The sequence below is a fragment of the Thauera sp. 63 genome, from assembly GCF_000310165.2.
Taxonomy (GTDB): Bacteria; Pseudomonadota; Gammaproteobacteria; order Burkholderiales; family Rhodocyclaceae; genus Thauera; species Thauera humireducens.
The window spans coordinates 221,987-237,558 of record NZ_AMXC01000001.1; the positions used below are offsets into that span (position 1 = coordinate 221,987).

22 protein-coding genes are annotated in these 15,572 nt (G+C 66.3%); 16 read left to right on the top strand and 6 right to left on the bottom strand.

The features are described 5' to 3' along the window. From C664_RS01095 to C664_RS01110, 4 genes are all read right to left on the bottom strand, one after another. On the bottom strand, positions 1 to 1,206 hold the full coding sequence (locus C664_RS01095) for an ABC transporter permease (RefSeq protein ID WP_004251589.1): 1,206 nt from the start codon (positions 1,204 to 1,206) through the stop codon (positions 1 to 3). Continuing rightward, positions 1,203 to 2,354 (bottom strand): efflux RND transporter periplasmic adaptor subunit, encoded by a 1,152-nt coding sequence (locus tag C664_RS01100; RefSeq protein WP_004251593.1) that lies wholly within the window; start codon positions 2,352 to 2,354, stop codon positions 1,203 to 1,205. The genes C664_RS01095 and C664_RS01100 overlap by 4 nt, the downstream gene beginning before the upstream one ends. Then, positions 2,342 to 2,959, bottom strand: a complete 618-nt coding sequence (locus C664_RS01105; RefSeq protein ID WP_004251597.1) for a TetR/AcrR family transcriptional regulator — start codon at positions 2,957 to 2,959, stop codon at positions 2,342 to 2,344. The genes C664_RS01100 and C664_RS01105 overlap by 13 nt, the downstream gene beginning before the upstream one ends. A gap of 194 nt (positions 2,960 to 3,153) precedes the next feature. Further along, complete coding sequence (locus C664_RS01110) at positions 3,154 to 3,639, bottom strand: RrF2 family transcriptional regulator (RefSeq protein ID WP_004251600.1); 486 nt, start codon at positions 3,637 to 3,639, stop codon at positions 3,154 to 3,156. A gap of 121 nt (positions 3,640 to 3,760) precedes the next feature. Between C664_RS01110 and C664_RS20180 the strand changes: the two genes are divergently transcribed. Then, complete coding sequence (locus tag C664_RS20180; protein WP_082794245.1) at positions 3,761 to 4,105, top strand: hemerythrin domain-containing protein; 345 nt, start codon at positions 3,761 to 3,763, stop codon at positions 4,103 to 4,105. Between the two features lie 42 nt (positions 4,106 to 4,147). Here the strand turns inward: C664_RS20180 and C664_RS21130 are convergent, their stop codons facing one another. Both C664_RS21130 and C664_RS20185 read right to left on the bottom strand, forming a co-directional pair. Further along, positions 4,148 to 5,248: a methyl-accepting chemotaxis protein gene (locus tag C664_RS21130; protein WP_038010502.1), complete on the bottom strand. Its 1,101-nt coding sequence runs from the start codon at positions 5,246 to 5,248 to the stop codon at positions 4,148 to 4,150. Positions 5,249 to 5,501: 253 nt separating this feature from the next. Continuing rightward, entirely contained in the window at positions 5,502 to 6,071 is a 570-nt protein-coding gene (locus tag C664_RS20185) for a phage repressor protein (protein ID WP_232435044.1), read from the bottom strand. Positions 6,072 to 6,257: 186 nt separating this feature from the next. Here C664_RS20185 and C664_RS20190 point away from each other — a divergent pair, with 186 nt between their 5' ends. The 15 genes from C664_RS20190 (at position 6,258) to C664_RS01195 (ending at position 15,426) form a co-directional block, all read left to right on the top strand. Beyond that, a complete protein-coding gene (locus C664_RS20190) occupies positions 6,258 to 6,593 on the top strand; it encodes a helix-turn-helix domain-containing protein (RefSeq protein ID WP_004251612.1) in 336 nt (111 codons plus the stop codon). Between the two features lie 5 nt (positions 6,594 to 6,598). Continuing rightward, complete coding sequence (locus tag C664_RS01130) at positions 6,599 to 7,036, top strand: hypothetical protein (protein ID WP_004251615.1); 438 nt, start codon at positions 6,599 to 6,601, stop codon at positions 7,034 to 7,036. Continuing rightward, positions 7,033 to 9,210 (top strand): Mu transposase C-terminal domain-containing protein, encoded by a 2,178-nt coding sequence (locus tag C664_RS01135; protein ID WP_004251619.1) that lies wholly within the window; start codon positions 7,033 to 7,035, stop codon positions 9,208 to 9,210. The genes C664_RS01130 and C664_RS01135 overlap by 4 nt, the downstream gene beginning before the upstream one ends. Before the next feature lie 24 nt (positions 9,211 to 9,234). Continuing rightward, positions 9,235 to 9,954, top strand: a complete 720-nt coding sequence (locus C664_RS01140) for an AAA family ATPase (protein WP_004251621.1) — start codon at positions 9,235 to 9,237, stop codon at positions 9,952 to 9,954. After that, on the top strand, positions 9,954 to 10,625 hold the full coding sequence (locus tag C664_RS01145; protein ID WP_004251623.1) for a hypothetical protein: 672 nt from the start codon (positions 9,954 to 9,956) through the stop codon (positions 10,623 to 10,625). Before C664_RS01140 ends, C664_RS01145 begins: the two co-directional genes overlap by 1 nt. Beyond that, entirely contained in the window at positions 10,615 to 11,274 is a 660-nt protein-coding gene (locus C664_RS01150; RefSeq protein ID WP_004251624.1) for a hypothetical protein, read from the top strand. Before C664_RS01145 ends, C664_RS01150 begins: the two co-directional genes overlap by 11 nt. Further along, complete coding sequence (locus C664_RS01155) at positions 11,264 to 11,602, top strand: hypothetical protein (RefSeq protein WP_004251627.1); 339 nt, start codon at positions 11,264 to 11,266, stop codon at positions 11,600 to 11,602. Before C664_RS01150 ends, C664_RS01155 begins: the two co-directional genes overlap by 11 nt. Beyond that, the gene (locus C664_RS01160; RefSeq protein WP_004251629.1) at positions 11,599 to 11,841 is read left to right on the top strand and encodes a hypothetical protein; all 243 of its coding nucleotides are present in this window, start codon (positions 11,599 to 11,601) and stop codon (positions 11,839 to 11,841) included. The genes C664_RS01155 and C664_RS01160 overlap by 4 nt, the downstream gene beginning before the upstream one ends. After that, the gene (locus C664_RS01165) at positions 11,838 to 12,644 is read left to right on the top strand and encodes a hypothetical protein (protein ID WP_004251631.1); all 807 of its coding nucleotides are present in this window, start codon (positions 11,838 to 11,840) and stop codon (positions 12,642 to 12,644) included. The genes C664_RS01160 and C664_RS01165 overlap by 4 nt, the downstream gene beginning before the upstream one ends. Further along, the gene (locus C664_RS01170; RefSeq protein ID WP_004251634.1) at positions 12,641 to 13,084 is read left to right on the top strand and encodes a hypothetical protein; all 444 of its coding nucleotides are present in this window, start codon (positions 12,641 to 12,643) and stop codon (positions 13,082 to 13,084) included. The genes C664_RS01165 and C664_RS01170 overlap by 4 nt, the downstream gene beginning before the upstream one ends. A 1-nt stretch (position 13,085) precedes the next feature. Beyond that, a complete protein-coding gene (locus C664_RS01175; protein WP_004251639.1) occupies positions 13,086 to 13,682 on the top strand; it encodes a hypothetical protein in 597 nt (198 codons plus the stop codon). Beyond that, on the top strand, positions 13,682 to 14,590 hold the full coding sequence (locus C664_RS01180) for a recombination-associated protein RdgC (protein WP_004251640.1): 909 nt from the start codon (positions 13,682 to 13,684) through the stop codon (positions 14,588 to 14,590). The genes C664_RS01175 and C664_RS01180 overlap by 1 nt, the downstream gene beginning before the upstream one ends. Next, positions 14,590 to 14,772 (top strand): hypothetical protein, encoded by a 183-nt coding sequence (locus C664_RS01185; protein ID WP_004251641.1) that lies wholly within the window; start codon positions 14,590 to 14,592, stop codon positions 14,770 to 14,772. Before C664_RS01180 ends, C664_RS01185 begins: the two co-directional genes overlap by 1 nt. Beyond that, a complete protein-coding gene (locus tag C664_RS01190) occupies positions 14,769 to 14,990 on the top strand; it encodes a hypothetical protein (protein ID WP_004251642.1) in 222 nt (73 codons plus the stop codon). The genes C664_RS01185 and C664_RS01190 overlap by 4 nt, the downstream gene beginning before the upstream one ends. Positions 14,991 to 15,129: 139 nt before the next feature. Continuing rightward, positions 15,130 to 15,426, top strand: coding sequence for an HU family DNA-binding protein (locus C664_RS01195; protein WP_004251645.1), 297 nt, complete (start codon positions 15,130 to 15,132; stop codon positions 15,424 to 15,426). Positions 15,427 to 15,572: the final 146 nt, after the last annotated feature.

Consider the following 15,572-nt stretch of genomic DNA (forward strand, 5'->3'; position numbering starts at 1 on the left):
TCAGCCTCCGATCGCTTCGGCCGGATCAACGCGCAACGCGAGGCGAATCGACACCAGGCTGGCGAGCACGCAGATGATCATCACCGCCGCAAAGCCGGCAACCGTGTCGGCGGGTACGAGCAGGACATATTTCGGGAAGAAGGGCGCCGAGAAGGTGGCAGCAATCTTGCCAACCACGAAGCCGATCAGTCCGAGCGCCACCGCCTGCTGCAGGATCATCCCCGCGATCGTGCGGTTGCGCGTCCCGATGAGCTTGAGCACTGCGATCTCACGGATCTTGTCCATCGTCAGCGTGTAGATGATGAAGGCGACGATGGCCGCGCTCACGACCGCGAGGATGACGAGGAACATGGCGATCTGGCGCGCCGAGGTCGCGATCAGCTTGCCGACCAGGATGCCTTCCATCTGTGCCCGGGTGTATACCGTCAGCCGCTGCCAGCGCTGGATGGATTCGGCGACTTCGTCCGGCGCGTAGCCCGGTGCGAGGGTGACGAGCACGGCATTGACGTACGGGTTGGTACTCTGCGACGCCAGCACCGCATCGAGCAGGCCGGGTACGCCGGGACGGTTCAGCGCGGGATTGGCTTCGGTGCGACGGCGGCTCTGCCAGATGGCGTCGTTATCCTTCAGGAACTGTGCTTCCTGCGCGTCCTTGAGCGGAATGAACACCATCGGATCGCCTGACGACGACACCATGCGTCGGGTCAGCCCCACGACGGTGTATTGATTGCGTCGGATGCTGAGCCGGTCGCCGATCCGGAAGCCGGTCGCGCTGTCGGCCACCGCTTCATAGTGCCCACGCGTGATCTGCCGCCCCGCGACCAGGTAGGGCGGCCAGCCGAGCACCTGTCCCGGCCGCCCTGCCGCAATGCCGACCACCATCGCCCGCACATCCTGCGTGCCCTTGCGCACCTGCATGGTCAGGTAGGTGACGTTGGCCGCGCGCTCGATGCCGCGCAGGCCGAGCAGCCCCCGATAGGTGTCGTCATGCACGCTGGAGGACTCCGCATACGGCCCGAGCGTGTCGCGCTGTACCACCCAGAGGTCTGCGCCGCTGTTGTCGAGCAGCGCCTTGCCGTCGTCGACCATGCCGCGATACACGCCCGCCATCACCAGCGTGACGCCGATCAGCAGGCCGAGGCCAAATCCGGTGAAGACGAACTTGCCCCACCCATGCAGGATGTCGCGGCCGGCAAGGCTGATCACCTCTCCGCTCCGGGCAGCGAGGAAACGACCTCGATGCGGCTGCCGCTGTTCAGTGCGCGCTCGCTGTAGAGGACGATCTCGTCCCCCGCGGTCAGTCCCTCGCGAACCTGAACCCGTCCGTCAAGGTCCGTCACACCCAGCTTGAGCGGCGCAAACTGCAAGCGGCCGTCCTTCACCTGCCATACGCCCACCTCACCGGCCTCGCGCCGCAGCGCTGCGTTGGGAACCACTGCGGCAGCCTGCACGAGGGGCAGTGCGACCGTGACCTCAGCCAGTTCGCCTATTGGCGGGACGGGTTCGGGCCGATGCTCGAATACGACCTTGGCGAGGAGTTCCTCGGTGACGGCGTCCGCCTTCGGCTCCACGCGCAGCACACGCCCCGGCAAGGCCTCTCCGCTGCGCGAGCGCAGGACGATGCCGGCGGGCAACTCGCTCGCCAATCCCCCCGCATTGACCTGGTCCAGCCGCAGGTTGATCCAGAGGCTGGCCGGATCGATCAGTTCCACCACCGCCTGTCCGGCGACCACCGTGGTGCCCGGTTCGGCCTCGCGCAACGTGACCACGCCATCGACTGGTGCAACGAGTTTCAGGCTGTCGCGTTGGGCCACGAGGGCTGCGCGCTCCGACTGCGCACGCGCAAGCTCTTCTCGTGCCGCGATCAGGCCCGCTTCCGCTATCTCGCGCTCCTGGCGTCGAGTGATCGCGAGTTCCTCGCTGGCCGCTTGCAGGGCACTCAGCTTGTCGTAGCGCCGCGACTGCGCCTGCGCAAAGGCCTGGCGTGCTTCGGCTTCGCGAACACCCGCCTGGGCCCGCTTGAGCGCGGCCTCCTGCGCACGGATGCGGTCCGACAGATCGACCGCATCCATCTCGCCGATCACCTGGCCAGCACGCACCCGGTCGCCGACCTGCACCTCCACGCGCCTGACCCGGCTGGCCAGCGTCGGACCGATGCGATAGCTGTGACGCGCCTCCACGGTGCCGATGCCGAACAAGGCAGGCGAGACCGTGCCCTCCTGCACGCGCACCACCGTCACCTTGACCGGCGCCAGCGGGCCCGAGCGCATCGCAACATAGGCGAACACGAGCACGAGCGGCACGATGATCGCAATCAGGGCGATGGTGCGCCCATGCAGTTTCAGCGCGCGCATGTCGAACTCCGGATGCCGGCGAGATAGATGGCAAAGACCCGTGGTGCGCTATCGCGGATCAGCCCCATGTCGCCCGCGATCAGGGACTGCATGACCAAGCCCTGGATCGTGCCGACGAAGAGCGTTGCGGCCGCATCGAGGTCAAGTTCCGACGAGATCTCGCCCGCCGCCCTGCCCGCCTGGAGATGCGCCCGGATACGCTGGCCGTAGCGCTGGAGCAAGGCCTGGGCCGCCCGTTTGGCAGGCGTCGCCTCCGCACGTTGAAGTTCGCCGAACAGCATGCGCGGAACACCGGGGTGCTCGGTCACGAAGGCGACATGCGCCTCGAAGATCGCCTGCAGGGCAGCGAGGGGCGATGCGCAGGCAGTGGCCGCCCGGTCGACGCGGGCGAGCAGGCGTTCGGCGACCCACCCCATGACCGCCTCCCAGATCGCGTCCTTGGTCGGGAAGTGGCGGAACAATGCGCCCTGTGTCAGCTTCATGTGGCTGGCGATTGCTGCCGTGGTGATGTCGCTGGGGTTTCGTTCGGCCGCCAGAGCCACCACGGCTTCGACGGTGACCTCTCGACGTGTTGCAGCGGGAAGATGCTTGGAGGACACGGCCATCTCTCAAAGTAAGTAATTACTCACTATCGTAGCCGTATCTGAACGTTCTGCAAGGCTTCACGACGCTCTGCGGTCAGCCGCGGGGCCCTCACACGTCCGCCACCAGCAGGCGATCCCGGACGTCCGCCGTCGCGACGGCTCTCGATCGCCGAGTTCCGCGCGCACGGCCGACACAGCACGCGAGGCAAGGAGCGCTATTTTCGCCCGGCGTGATTGATGACCGCGATCGACAAGGCGTCGCTACCCGGAGGCTCCAGCCTGAGCACCTCGTGCACGCGCGCATCGCTGCCGACGAGGTCGGCAAGCGTGGTGCCATCCAGCGCAGAAAGGAAAGCGCGCAGTGCGTCACCAAGCACGCCCTTGAGCCGGCACGCCGGATCGAGCAGGCAGTGCGATTTCGTACCGAAACACTCGACCAACTCGAGACTGGGTTCTATCCGACGAACCACGTCGCCCAGGCCGATCTCGGTTGCGGGTCGCGCGAGCTTCAAGCCGCCCCCCTTGCCCCGCGCGCCGTCGACGAACCCCTTCGCCACCAATTCGGTGACGATCTTCATCAGATGGCTGCGCGAGATGTCGAAGCGCTCGGCGACCTCCTTGATGGTGACACGCCGCGTCGGGCATGCCCCGAGATACATGAGAACCCGAAGCGCATAGTCGGTGTGCTGTGTGATGTTCATGGTCGGAACGCGGGGAAGGAAGGTCGCCGGCGGAATGCTAACAGCAATAGAGTCATTTTCATTGACTCTTTAAGCGAGCTGTCTAAAACTCCGTTTCATCAAAGTCTTCCGAGCGTCCGCCATGAAGCGCCATCCCCGCCTCGTCAAGCTTTCCCGCGAGCATCACACTGCACTGCGTCTCGGTCGGCACCTCCTGACCGGAGACGCCCGGGTCGAGCTCAGTGCCGAGCTTCCGGCGATCGAGGCTCACTTCGCCGAGGAAGAGCGCGATCTGCTGCCATTGCTTGAAGGGGATCGTCACGGTACATACGCAGAACGCCTGCGCGCAGAACACGCGCAGCTGAGGCGCTTGCTCGCGGCTGCGGTCCGGGGCACGAATCAGGCGCAAGCCGGGCAAGCACTGATCGATCACGTTCGGTTTGAGGAGCGGGAGCTTTTTCCTGTGCTGGAAACGCTCCTCGACTGACGCCCCTTTCGGATCGATGCCTGGCGGCAGCATCGGGCGCGGTTAACGCCCCACCGCCTTGTCGAGCATCCTCTCGAGGCCGCGCATCACGGTGAGATTGGCTTTCTCCATTGCCTGGAGCTCACCCAGCGCTGCCTCGAGCTTGCCCTGTGCATGGAGTTCCACCGCCCGCCGGGCATGCGCATGAACTGCGCGATGCGGGTCTTCGAGCTCGACGTATCCAGCCAGCCCGGCGAATCGCTCACGCCCTTCCCCGTCGTAGTACCACCGGCCGAGCCGGCAGTGCTTCTCGTCGGGCAGGTCTTCAGGGCGCAGGGTCGAGACCCCGAGGAAGACCTTGTACACCTCGAGCTTCAGCGTGAGTTCGTCGATGTTCGCCAGTTCGACGTTGGAGAGCAAGGCGGAAGACGTCACCGCCTGTTCCATGCGGCGCGACAGTTCAAGCAGATGCTTCATGCTCTGCACCGCCAGCGTGCTTTCGGTGGCGTGCCGGCCGGCGTCCGATGCCCCGAGTTCCATGACCTCGCGCGCAGCCCGCGTCTCTTCCCGGATGTTCTCCACCAGGGTGGCGATCTCGGTGGTCGCACCGGCCGTCCGTTCTGCAAGCTTGCGCACTTCATCGGCAACGACCGCGAATCCCCGCCCCGCATCGCCGGCACGCGCCGCCTCGATCGCCGCATTCAGGGCGAGCAGATTGGTCTGGTCGGCAATCTCCTTGATCAGGCGCACGATACCGCCGATCTCCTCGGCGCGCCGGCTGAGGGCGCCAACGTTTCTGGAGGCTTCTTCCATGCGCTCGAACATGGTGTGCAGGTTGTCCGCGATCCCCTCGAACGCGCTGCGGCTGCTGTCGGACTGCGCTGCGGCCTCGAGCGCAGACGCCTTTTCGTCGTTGAGCGTCGTCGCTAGGCCGAAAAAGGATTCACGCACCCCACCAAGCGAATCGCCAAAACTTCCCAGACTGGCGAACACACCATCAAGGACGGCACGCTCACGCCGCTGCGACGCTACCTGCGCGCGTAACGCCTCCCCTTCAGCTTCGAGCGCTTGGACCCGCGCATTCAGCGTCGCGTTCGCCTGCTTCAACGCCAGGTTCTCGGCTTCGATGGTGCGCAGCCGCTCCTTCTGTCGAGTGAAGAACATCATGATTCCTTGCCGGCTCTTGAAGATTCAAATTATATGACTCTTTTAAAGCCGGCATGTCGAGAAGTGATGTCACTGCCTGAGGGTGAGGCATTGTGGGGGGGTGATCGTTTTGACACCTGAGTTAGCGCCCGGGAATCAGCGAGAAGGCTAGGCGCAGCAAGGGTTTCGAGGCGGGCGCGGGCCGGAACGAGAAGCGAACATTTCGCACGCAATGTGCGCAGTTTCGCGCGTCAATTGGCACAGTCCGGCGCTACTTCGGATCTCCCTGGAGTCCGAGAGCCTTGTAGAGACGGGCGGCGACGCGCACAGCCTCCAGACGAGCCTGGAGATGGGGAGAGCATGCGGCGAACTCACGCCACGCCTCGACCACCTCGAGCATGCGCTCAGCCGTTTCAGCGGATACAGGGTCGCGAAGCCGATCCTCCATTGTCCGAAGTAGCGCCAGGAGCATCTCAAGGCGCACGTCGTCTTCTGGCGTGTCGAGCTTTGCGGTGGCAGTCATCCCATACAGCACGCGGTCTTCCTGGATGGCGACCTCCGTGGCCATAGCCCTGGGGTCTCCATACCCAGCCGATGCATGGGCCTCGTCCGCGATCACAACCCCGTCGAGCGCTGATATCGCAGCGAGGATCGGCGCTGGCGGCCTGTAGAGCGTGAGTTCGCCGCGCCTGCCGCCCTTGCCGGGAACCACCTTGGCAGGCCACCCCTGCCGCGCTGCCCTCTTCGCGCAGCCCCGATCGGAGGTGGGGAGGCCGACCTTTTCCCCAAATCCAGCAAGTTCTGCAGCCGAGAACCAGCCTTGTGCACGTTCGGTACTCACTGACACAGTAACGAACTCCTAGTAGCGAACTAAATATAAGTAGCGAACATCGTCAACGCCCATTAATTCAATGGTTTGGCGTGTTTGCGGCTGAAAAAGCATGTCAACGAGTACGGAACTCATTGACAGTAGCGAACTGCGTTCTTAACATGCCGATAAACAAACAACGGACAGCAGGTTAGAACGATGGCACGCAAGGCCCCAAAAAAGGCCAGTCACACCGACTGGCACAAAGCAGACATCAAGGCTGCGCTCGAGAAGGCCGGCTGGACACTCAGGGCGCTCGCCGATCACCACGGCGTGTCGTCCACGACGCTCTCGCACGCCTTTGATCGCTGCTATCCGGTGAGCGAGGTTCGCATTGCGAACGCGATCGGCGTCCCAGTTCAAGAAGTCTGGCCGTCCCGCTGGTTTCCGGACGGAACACCCCGTCCGCGCAGCGGGCGCAGGAGTCCGCTGACTGGCGTTCAGTCTACCGCGCTGCTCTGCCAGCGCAATGGCAATGAACGGACGGCGGCGTAGACATCATGGCTCGCACCGCTGACCTCCTGACTGCCGACCTCTTCGAGGTGCCGGTAGCCGTGCGCCCCACGCCAGGTGCGCTGGCCGTAGGCCCGGCGCTGCGGGGGCTGCTGTCCGACATCCTGAAGCGCAGCCCGATGACCCGGCACGAGGTCGCCGCCCGCATGAGCGAACTCACAGGGGAGCACATCAGCAAGCACCAGCTTGACTCATGGACGGCCGAGAGCCGCGAAGGCTGGCGATTCCCCCTGGAGTATCTGCCCGCACTCGAGGAGACCATCCACACACACGAGATCACTGCATGGATCGCCGACCTGCGCGGCGCACGGCTGTCGATCGGGCGCGAGGCGCTCGAGGCGCAGCTGGGCCGCGTGGCGCAGATGCGGGACGAGCTCGCACGGCAAGAGCGGCAACTCAAGAAGCTGCTGGGAGAGGCGCAGTGATTGCCACTCAGAGTCACTACTCGGCAGCAGCGCTGGCGGACCTCCATCTGCCAGGCGTGCCGAGCTCCGCACGCGGCGTCGAGAAGATGGCCGCCCGCTTGGGGTGGGATTACCGAGAGGTTCCGGCACGCGGCGGTCGCACCGGCACGCGGCGCGAGTACGCCGTCACTTCGCTGCCTGTCGAGGCAAGGCAGACCCTGCTTGCACGCGCCGTTACCACCGTTACCGATCCCGTAGTCCCCGCGCAGGTGGTTGCAACCGCTGCCGGCATGTTGCCCACCAGGGCGGTGCAATCCCGCGTGCCGACGGTGATCCATTCGGAGGCCGATCTCACCGATCGCCAGCGCCTGGAGCGTGATGCTCGCGCTGGCGTGCTGGCTGCAGTGCGGCGGCTGCAGTCCGACACCGGCTGCAGCCAAGAAGCCGCGCTGACCACGCTCCTGACCAGTGCCCGCGCTGGGCGGCTGGACGCACACCTCGACCGCCTTCTACGCCTGGCGCGCGACCCGCGCGGTCGTGCAGGCGATGGCTATCCGTCGATTCGCACCCTCAAGCGCTGGCTCGGCGCTCCCGACCTCGCCCCGAGGGTGCGGCGTGCGGCCATGGAAGTGCCGCCCTGGGCGCAGACCTTCCTGCGTCACTATCAGCAGCCGCAGAAACCCAGCGTGCAGGCAGCCTATGACGCCGCCTGTCGCGATTGGGACGGCGAACCCTTCAGCATTCACCAGGCACGCCGCTTCGTCGGCGCCTTGGGTGCGGTAACGCGCGAACGTGGCCGCATGGGGCCGCGCGAACTCAAGAACATCCAGCCCTTCATCCGGCGCGACTTCTCGCTGCTGCAGCCCAACGACGTGTGGAGCGCCGACGGCCACACCTTCGACGCCGAAGTGCAGCACCCGCTGCACGGTCGCCCGTTCCGGCCCGAGATCACCGTCTTCGTCGATATCGCCACCCGCCGCGTGGTGGGCTGGTCGGTCGATCTGGCCGAGTCCGCCTCCGCCGTGGCCGACTCGCTCCGTTACGCCGTCGAGCGCTATGGCATCCCGGCCATCATCTACGTCGATAACGGCTCGGGCTATCGCAACGCCTACATGAACGGGCAGGCAAAGCGCATCTGCGCCGACCTGCAAGGCGATGCCGCGCTCGGTCTGATGGGCCGCCTGCACGCCACCCTGCTGCACTCGCTGCCGTACAACTCGCAGGCCCGAGGCGTTATCGAGCGCCTGCACCAGACCCTGTGGGTGGCGGGCGCGAAAGAGCTGCCCAGCTTCATGGGGCGCGAGATGGACCGCGAGGCGCGCCTCGAGCAGTTCCGCCTCACGCGCAAAGCGCTCAAGCAAGGCGGCGCCATGCCCATGATGCCGTGGCACCTCTTCGTCGAGTGGGTGCAGGCCCGCATCGATTGGTACAACTCGAAGGAACACCGCAGCCTCAAGGGCATGTCGCCGGACCTCGCCTGGCGCAGCTTCGAAGCGCAGAGCTGGCAACCCGAAACCCTGACCACCGACGAGCTCGCCACGCTCTTCCGGCCGCGCGTCGTGCGCAAGCTGCTGCGCGCCGAGATCCGGCTGTTCAACAACATCTACTTCGCCCGCGAACTTGAGGAGTTCCACGGCCTCGAGGCGCACATCGCTTACGACATCCATGACGCCTCCCGGGTGTGGGTGTATGCGCCCGATGGCCGCCTGATCTGCACAGCGGAAGCCAACGGCAACAGCCGCCACTACTTCCCGGTGCCGGTGATCGAGCAAGCCCGCCAGAAGCGCGCCAAGGGCCGCCTGGCTCGGGTCGACGCCAAGCGCGACGAGATCCTCGCCGAATTGCACGGCAGCAGCGCGCTACCCGCTCCCGAGGCTGCGCCCATGGTCATCGCCGGGCGAGTGGTCCAGCCGGACGCGGTGCTCGCCCAGCGTGCGGCGGTCATCGAAGCAACCGAGGTTGCAGCCGTCACGGATGCACCGCCGGCCGACATGCCCGCAATCCAGCCCAGAACCCGCGCCGAGCGCACGCCAGCCGAGAACTACGCCGACTGGATCGCCCTGGATGCCCGCATCGCCGCAGGCGAGCCCGTCACCGACGCCGACGCCCGGTGGCACAGAACCTACCCGAACAGCGCCCAGTACCGGGCGCAGGCCAAGAAATCGGCAACCGGCGCTGCAGCGCGGGTGGCCTAAGTCCAACCACAAGCAGGAATCGAGATGACTCAAACCGCACAGATCCACAACCTGGAACTCGTCCGCACCGCTACAGAACGGCTCACCAGCCGTACCGCCGGCCTGCCGGGCCTGGCCGCCCTCTACGGGCCGGCGGGCTACGGCAAGACCACCGCCGCGCTCGCCGTGGCCAACGAAACCCGCGCGTACTTCGTCCAGATGCGCAGCGCCTGGACGCGCAAGACCCTGCTCGAGAAGGTCCTCCTCGAGATGAGCATCAAGCCCATGGGCACCATCCCGCAGATGCTCGACCAGGCCTGCACCCAGCTCGCCGCGAGCGGTCGCATGCTCATCATCGATGAGTTCGATTACTGCGTGCGCAGCGACAGCATGGTCGAGCTCGTGCGGGATCTGCACGAAGGCGGCGGCGCCGCACCCATTCTGCTGCTCGGCGAAGAGCTGCTGCCGCAAAAGCTCAAGAAGTGGGAGCGCTTCCACTCGCGCGTCCTCAGCTGGATCCCGGCCCAGCCCGTCAGCCTGTCCGACGCGCATGCCCTGGCCCCCATCTACTGCCCCGACGTCACCGTCGCGCCCGACCTGCTCGCCCACCTGGTCAAGATCTCCGGCGGCAGCGTCCGTCGCGTCTCGGTCAACCTCGCCGGCATCGCCGACGAAGCCAACGTCGAAGGCTGGGACACCGTGAGCCTCGGCACCTGGGGCGATCGCCCGCTCTACACCGGCGACGCGCCGCGCAGGGGGGTGTGATGAAGGTTCGTCCCATCCTTTTCAGCGCGCCGATGGTGCGCGCGATCCTCGCCGGAACGAAGACGCAGACCCGGCGTGTCGTGAAGCCACAGCCTGCCGTAGGCCAAGGCATTGTGAATGCCGCCTACTGCGGCTACCCCAATCTTTGGCTGCGGGATGGCCCATGCGACAAAACAGATCCGGCGCAGGATTGGCGATGCCCCTACGGCCAGCCCGGCGACCGGCTGTGGGTGCGTGAGGCTTGGGCGGAAACCGACAGAGAAGACGGAACACCTGTGATCGCATACCGCGCGGGAGGGAATATCGCAATCGGGCGAGACCATCCGAAAGGCAATGACTACCTGATCAACACAATTGCATGGGACGACATGCCGCACGTGGAGACATGGCGCCCGTCCATTCACATGCCCCGCTGGGCATCGCGCATCCTGCTCGAGATCACCGCCATTCGCGTCGAGCGGCTGAACGAGATCAGTCAGTCGGATGCACGCGCCGAGGGCGCCCCGCCCAGCCATCTATCAATCGACCGCGTTTCCAGAGAGTTCGGGTTTGCCGACTTTCCGCGCTCGTGGTTCGGACAGCTTTGGGAGCACATCAACGGCCCCGGCTCCTGGGAGGCCAACCCCTGGGTGTGGGTTGTCGAGTTTCGGAGGGCCGACCATGCCGCGTAAGCCCGTCGCCGAACTCCGTGGCGGGGTCTCCCCGCGCCAGCGCATCTGGACTGCCATCCGCGCCCTCGGCATCGGCCAGCCCTGGACCCTGGAAGAGATCGTCGCCGCCACCCGGTTCGATCGCGACCTCGCTGGCACGGTGGATCTGGCCACGTTGCGCTCCTACGTCATCTGTCTCGTCGCGGCCGGCATCGTCCGCGAGATGGGCGGCGAGCGCGTACGCGGCAGCACGGTGCGCAAGACCTACGCCCTGATGTGCGACGAGGGGGTCGATGCCCCCCGTGTGCGCAAAAACGGCACTCGCGTCACCCAGGGCCTGGCGCAAGAGCAGATGTGGCGCGCGCTGCGAATGCTCGCCGGCGCGGACATCAATGCGCGTGAGCTGGCCGCCCACGCCACCAGCAGCGCCGCGAAGGTAACCGTCGTCGCAGCGGGCGACTACCTCTACACGCTCGAGACGGCCGGCTACCTCGACCTGGTGCGGCGTGGCCGTAGCGGTGTGATGAACCGCTACCGGCTGCGACCGAACCGAAACACCGGCCCCAAGCCGCCAATGGTCTGCCGCGCCAAGGTCGTTTTCGACCCGAACCTGAGCGAGGTCGTCTGGGCTCCCACCGTTACCGAGGAGGACGCCGACCATGGCCGATAACGCCATCGACTGGCGCGCGCTGCTCGAGCAGGCCGTGGAAGCGGCCGGGCGCGGAGGCGTCTCGCGCATCGCTGGCCGGCTCGGGGTGTCGCGCCCCTACGTCAGCCAGGTGCTCAACAACCTTCGGCCCAACGTGCCGCAGCAGTTCGTGGATCGCGTCATCGACCGCCTGCACGTCGTCAGCGAATGCCCGGCCACGCTGCAGGCCCAGCCGCGGTCCGAATGTCGCCGCATCGCGCTCGGAACGCCCCCCACGCACAACCCCCTTTCATTGCGGATCTGGCAGGCCTGCCAGCGCTGCGCCCACAAGCCGGAGGAAAAACGATGAATGACTTCATGGCCTGGCTGCACGACGCGGCCGAAGGCGCCCTGCCCTTCGTGTGTGCGTTCGGTCTGGGCGTCTTGATCGCCCTGCACGCCGCCGACGCCGAGATCGACTCGCTGAGGACTGCGGTCGTCGCGCTCGCCGACCAGGTCGATCACGCACGCATTGCCTGCGGCGCGCAGCCCGACCCCGAGGCCGTCGCCGCAACCCTGGCCGCACACCTTGCCGAGGCTCAGCCATGAGCAGCGCCCCCACTGTCGTCGATCGCATCCTCGGGATGCTGGCTGCGCACACCAGCAAGGCGCCCGCACGAGACGCGGACCTGCTCGCGCGCGTCGGTGGCGACGAGACCGAGTTCTGGACGGCCATCGAGGCGCTCAAGGCATCTCGGCAGATCAACGTCGCCCATATCAAGCGCGCCAGCGACCCAGCTGCCTGGCTCGCCATCTGGCCCACCGGCGCCCGCGTCGGCATGGATCCCTGGAAAACCCTCAACGCGAACGGCCACTTCTCGCCGCGCCGCACCCACACCCCCAGGCACTTTCCGCAATCCCCCGCGGAACGCCGAGAACAGGAGGAAAAGCAGATGCAAGGTCACCACACTGAACGCGCCGACGAACGACGTAAGACCATCGCCAAACTCGTTGCCGGCAAGCCCATCGCAGAGGGCTATCGCATCAAGCAGGTCGCCGCAGAGCTCCACATCAGCAACCAAGCGGTCGATTACCTGGTGAAGAGCATGGCCGACGGCAACCAGGTCGCCCGTGGCCGCCTGCCGGGCGAGAAGTCCGATCGCATCTATGACCCCAAGGCCGGCCAGGCAGGCCTCCAGAGGCCGACGCCTGCCCCTGCGCCCGATGTAGATGCGCAGGCGAAGGGCGTGGCTGACTCGGAGCCCATCGAATTCGCGCTGTGGGACGACGGCCGCCTGAGCATCTACGACGGGGGCCTGCTCGTACAGCTCGCCAGCAGGGACACCGCGCGGCTCGCACGCCTCCTCGGCGTGCCCGGCGCACAACACGCTGCGCACGAGGTGCGCGCATGACGCCGGCCACCATCCCCAACATGGCGCAGCAGGCGCAAGCGATCGCCGCCGCAGCGGCCGAGCGATTTCGCGAAGAGTGCATCCGTGTCGGCCGCGACACCTCGGCCAACAACCCGGCGGTGAAGCGGGCCGCGTTGCATCGCCGCGTCATCCTCGGGCTGCTGTCGCGCGGCACCTATCTCACGGTCCGCCAGCTCCGCGAAGGCATCGCCGCCTCGCCCCTCGAGGGCATCGACCGGCACATCAGCCGCAACGCCGTCTATCACCTCGCCGACGACATCCGCCAGCGCGGGTGGGCCGCCTATGAGGTGCCGGGCCGCGCCGGCCTGCCCGTGGGCACCGGCCGCACGGGCGCTTATCGCATCACCGATCTCGGCATGGCTGCACTGGCCGCCATGCGCGAGAACGAACCCACCCCCGCCACCACTGGAGACCACTGACATGGCAATTCCCTCTCTCGAAGACATCCGCGCTGCTGCCGATCGGCTTTCGGTTGCACATACCGCGACCACGGCCCGCGCCGCTTTGTGTCAGGACGAAATCAAGGCGGCGATCCAGCCCATCTACGACCGCCACAGGGCTGGAATGGATGCAGCCGCCGAGGAGGAGGCGGCTGCACACCGCGCCTTGATGTCCCTGCTCGAGGCCGCCCCTCAGCTGTTCGAGAAGCCCCGCAGCATCAACGTTAACGGCGTTCGAGCAGGCTATCGGAAGGCCGAGGACGCACTCGACTGGGGCGATGACGCCGCACTGGTGAAGCGCATTCGTGCGCTTCTTCCGGCACAGGCAGACCTCCTGATCCGCACCGAGGAAACGATTGTCATCGACGCCCTCGCCCAACTGCCCGCCGCGGCACATCAAAAGCTGGGTATCAACCGCATCACAGGCGCTGATAACCCCTTCATCACCATTGGTGCGGCCGACGTCGAAAAGCTCGCGCAGGCTCTGATCGCGGACGCAATCCGCCGACATGGTGAAGAGGACAAGCCGAAGGAGCGCAAAGGAAAGGCGAAGGCAAAGGCGAAGGAGGTGGCGTGATGTGGTTCCGCGACCTTCAAATCTACCGCCTGCCCGCCGGTTGGGACATCACGGCCGAGCAGCTCGAGGAGCAGCTCGCCAAGAAGCCCTTTCACCCCTGCGGCAGCCAGGACAACGAAAGCCGCGGCTGGCTGTCGCCGCTGAACAATGAAGTCCTGGTGCACGCCGTCGGTGACCAGTGGCTGGTTTCGCTCGGCTTCGAGCACCGTCTGCTGCCCTCGGCGGTGGTCAAGCAGGAAGCCGATGCGCGCGCCGAGGAACTCGCCGAGCAGCAGGGTTACAGGCTGGGCTGGGCCCAGATGAAGGAACTCCGCGAGCAGGTGATGCGTGAGTTCTTGCCGCGCGCCTTCACCCGTCGCCGCCGCATGTTCGCCTGGATCGACCCGGTCAATGGCTGGCTGGTCATCGACGCCGCCAGCCAGAGCAAGGCCGAGGACATGCTCGAGCAGCTGCGCCACACCCTCGACAGCTTCCCGCTGACCTTGCTGCGCACCGAACTGTCGCCGATATCGGCGATGGCCAACTGGCTTGATCGTGGCTGCGCTCCAGACGGCTTCACCATCGATCAGGACTGCGAGCTGCGCTCGATCAGCGAGGACAAGGCCGCCGTGCGCTACGTCCGCCACCCCCTGGAAGGCGAGGAGGTGAAGGGCCACCTGGAGGCCGGCAAGCTGCCGACCCGGCTGGCGCTGACCTTCGAAGACCGCATCAGCTTCGTGCTGACCGAGCGGCGCGAGGTCAAGCGCCTGGGCTTCCTCGACATCGTGCGCGACCAGGTCGATGGCGAGAAGGAAGACGCCGAGGCCCTCTTCAATGCCGAGTTCGCCCTGATGACAGGCGAGCTGCAGCGGCTTCTCGGCGCCCTCGTGACGGCCCTGGGCGGTGAGCTTGCGACGGGAGGTGCGTGATGGCATCCGCAACCATCGTTATCAGCGATCTCCCCGACGGCGAGCACGTGAACGTCAAGGTCAACTTCGAGCCCGCCCTCGATGACGAAAGCCTCGCCCACCACGTGGCGGCCATCTTCATGGAACACATGGGCCCGGGCGTCGAGAACGGCACCGTCCAGATCGACGAGGAAAGCGAATGAACACCCTGCACCTCAAGGCCAAGTCGCGCGGCAGCTGGACCAACGTCTGCCCGTTCCCGGAAGACGAGATCAGCTACGTGCAGGCCGGCGCCGAAGGCATCGCCCGAGCAGCGGCGGGCGCCGTGTCTTTCAAGATCACCGACGACAAGGGCGTGACCCTTCACAGCCTCGACCCGCGGCACGGCAGCTACGCCTGGCATGCCCGTGTCGCCTCCTGAATAGCGACAGAACACCGCAGGAAACCGACGGGCACATATCGGACCCAGCCGGCACGGAAAAAGCAAAGGCCCGCCTTGGCGAAAGCCGCAAAGGGCGCCGGGAACCGGCAACCCCCTACAACCACTGGAGCATCACAGCATGAACAAAGCCGAACTGATCGCAGCCATCGCCGCCGACATCAACCTGCAGAAGGTCGTCGTCGAATCCGTCCTCGAGGCCACTGGCCGCGTCATCACGAGCCACTTTGCCGGCGCTGACCCGCACACCGATACCGAGGTCACGCTGCCCGGCCTGGGCAAGCTGAAGACCACGACCCGCGCCGCTCGCACCGGCCGCAACCCGGCCACCGGTGCGGCTATCGAGATCCCCGAGCGTGTCGCCGTCAAGTTCAGTGCAAGCAAAGCGCTAGACGACGCCCTCAACCCCACCCAGTAACCCGCCTTGCCCGAGGGCCTGCCCGCCAACGAGCGGGCCCTCCAACAAGTCTGGTAACGCAACCCCGCCCAGGAGGCCGCCATGCTGCATCGAATCGCCGAACACCTCGCCGACCTGTTGCAACGCGCTCTGCTGTGGCTCATGCC

What these genes read in the sequence shown, in the direction of transcription:
- C664_RS01100 (WP_004251593.1), bottom strand. Translation starts at nt 2,354, where the DNA reads ATGCGCGCGCTGAAACTGCATGGGCGCACCATCGCCCTGATTGCGATC.
- C664_RS01105 (WP_004251597.1), bottom strand. Translation starts at nt 2,959, where the DNA reads ATGGCCGTGTCCTCCAAGCATCTTCCCGCTGCAACACGTCGAGAGGTC.
- C664_RS01110 (WP_004251600.1), bottom strand. Translation starts at nt 3,639, where the DNA reads ATGAACATCACACAGCACACCGACTATGCGCTTCGGGTTCTCATGTAT.
- C664_RS20180 (WP_082794245.1), top strand. Translation starts at nt 3,761, where the DNA reads ATGAAGCGCCATCCCCGCCTCGTCAAGCTTTCCCGCGAGCATCACACT.
- C664_RS21130 (WP_038010502.1), bottom strand. Translation starts at nt 5,248, where the DNA reads ATGTTCTTCACTCGACAGAAGGAGCGGCTGCGCACCATCGAAGCCGAG.
- C664_RS20190 (WP_004251612.1), top strand. Translation starts at nt 6,258, where the DNA reads ATGGCACGCAAGGCCCCAAAAAAGGCCAGTCACACCGACTGGCACAAA.
- C664_RS01130 (WP_004251615.1), top strand. Translation starts at nt 6,599, where the DNA reads ATGGCTCGCACCGCTGACCTCCTGACTGCCGACCTCTTCGAGGTGCCG.
- C664_RS01140 (WP_004251621.1), top strand. Translation starts at nt 9,235, where the DNA reads ATGACTCAAACCGCACAGATCCACAACCTGGAACTCGTCCGCACCGCT.
- C664_RS01145 (WP_004251623.1), top strand. Translation starts at nt 9,954, where the DNA reads ATGAAGGTTCGTCCCATCCTTTTCAGCGCGCCGATGGTGCGCGCGATC.
- C664_RS01150 (WP_004251624.1), top strand. Translation starts at nt 10,615, where the DNA reads ATGCCGCGTAAGCCCGTCGCCGAACTCCGTGGCGGGGTCTCCCCGCGC.
- C664_RS01155 (WP_004251627.1), top strand. Translation starts at nt 11,264, where the DNA reads ATGGCCGATAACGCCATCGACTGGCGCGCGCTGCTCGAGCAGGCCGTG.
- C664_RS01160 (WP_004251629.1), top strand. Translation starts at nt 11,599, where the DNA reads ATGAATGACTTCATGGCCTGGCTGCACGACGCGGCCGAAGGCGCCCTG.
- C664_RS01165 (WP_004251631.1), top strand. Translation starts at nt 11,838, where the DNA reads ATGAGCAGCGCCCCCACTGTCGTCGATCGCATCCTCGGGATGCTGGCT.
- C664_RS01170 (WP_004251634.1), top strand. Translation starts at nt 12,641, where the DNA reads ATGACGCCGGCCACCATCCCCAACATGGCGCAGCAGGCGCAAGCGATC.
- C664_RS01175 (WP_004251639.1), top strand. Translation starts at nt 13,086, where the DNA reads ATGGCAATTCCCTCTCTCGAAGACATCCGCGCTGCTGCCGATCGGCTT.
- C664_RS01180 (WP_004251640.1), top strand. Translation starts at nt 13,682, where the DNA reads ATGTGGTTCCGCGACCTTCAAATCTACCGCCTGCCCGCCGGTTGGGAC.
- C664_RS01185 (WP_004251641.1), top strand. Translation starts at nt 14,590, where the DNA reads ATGGCATCCGCAACCATCGTTATCAGCGATCTCCCCGACGGCGAGCAC.
- C664_RS01190 (WP_004251642.1), top strand. Translation starts at nt 14,769, where the DNA reads ATGAACACCCTGCACCTCAAGGCCAAGTCGCGCGGCAGCTGGACCAAC.
- C664_RS01195 (WP_004251645.1), top strand. Translation starts at nt 15,130, where the DNA reads ATGAACAAAGCCGAACTGATCGCAGCCATCGCCGCCGACATCAACCTG.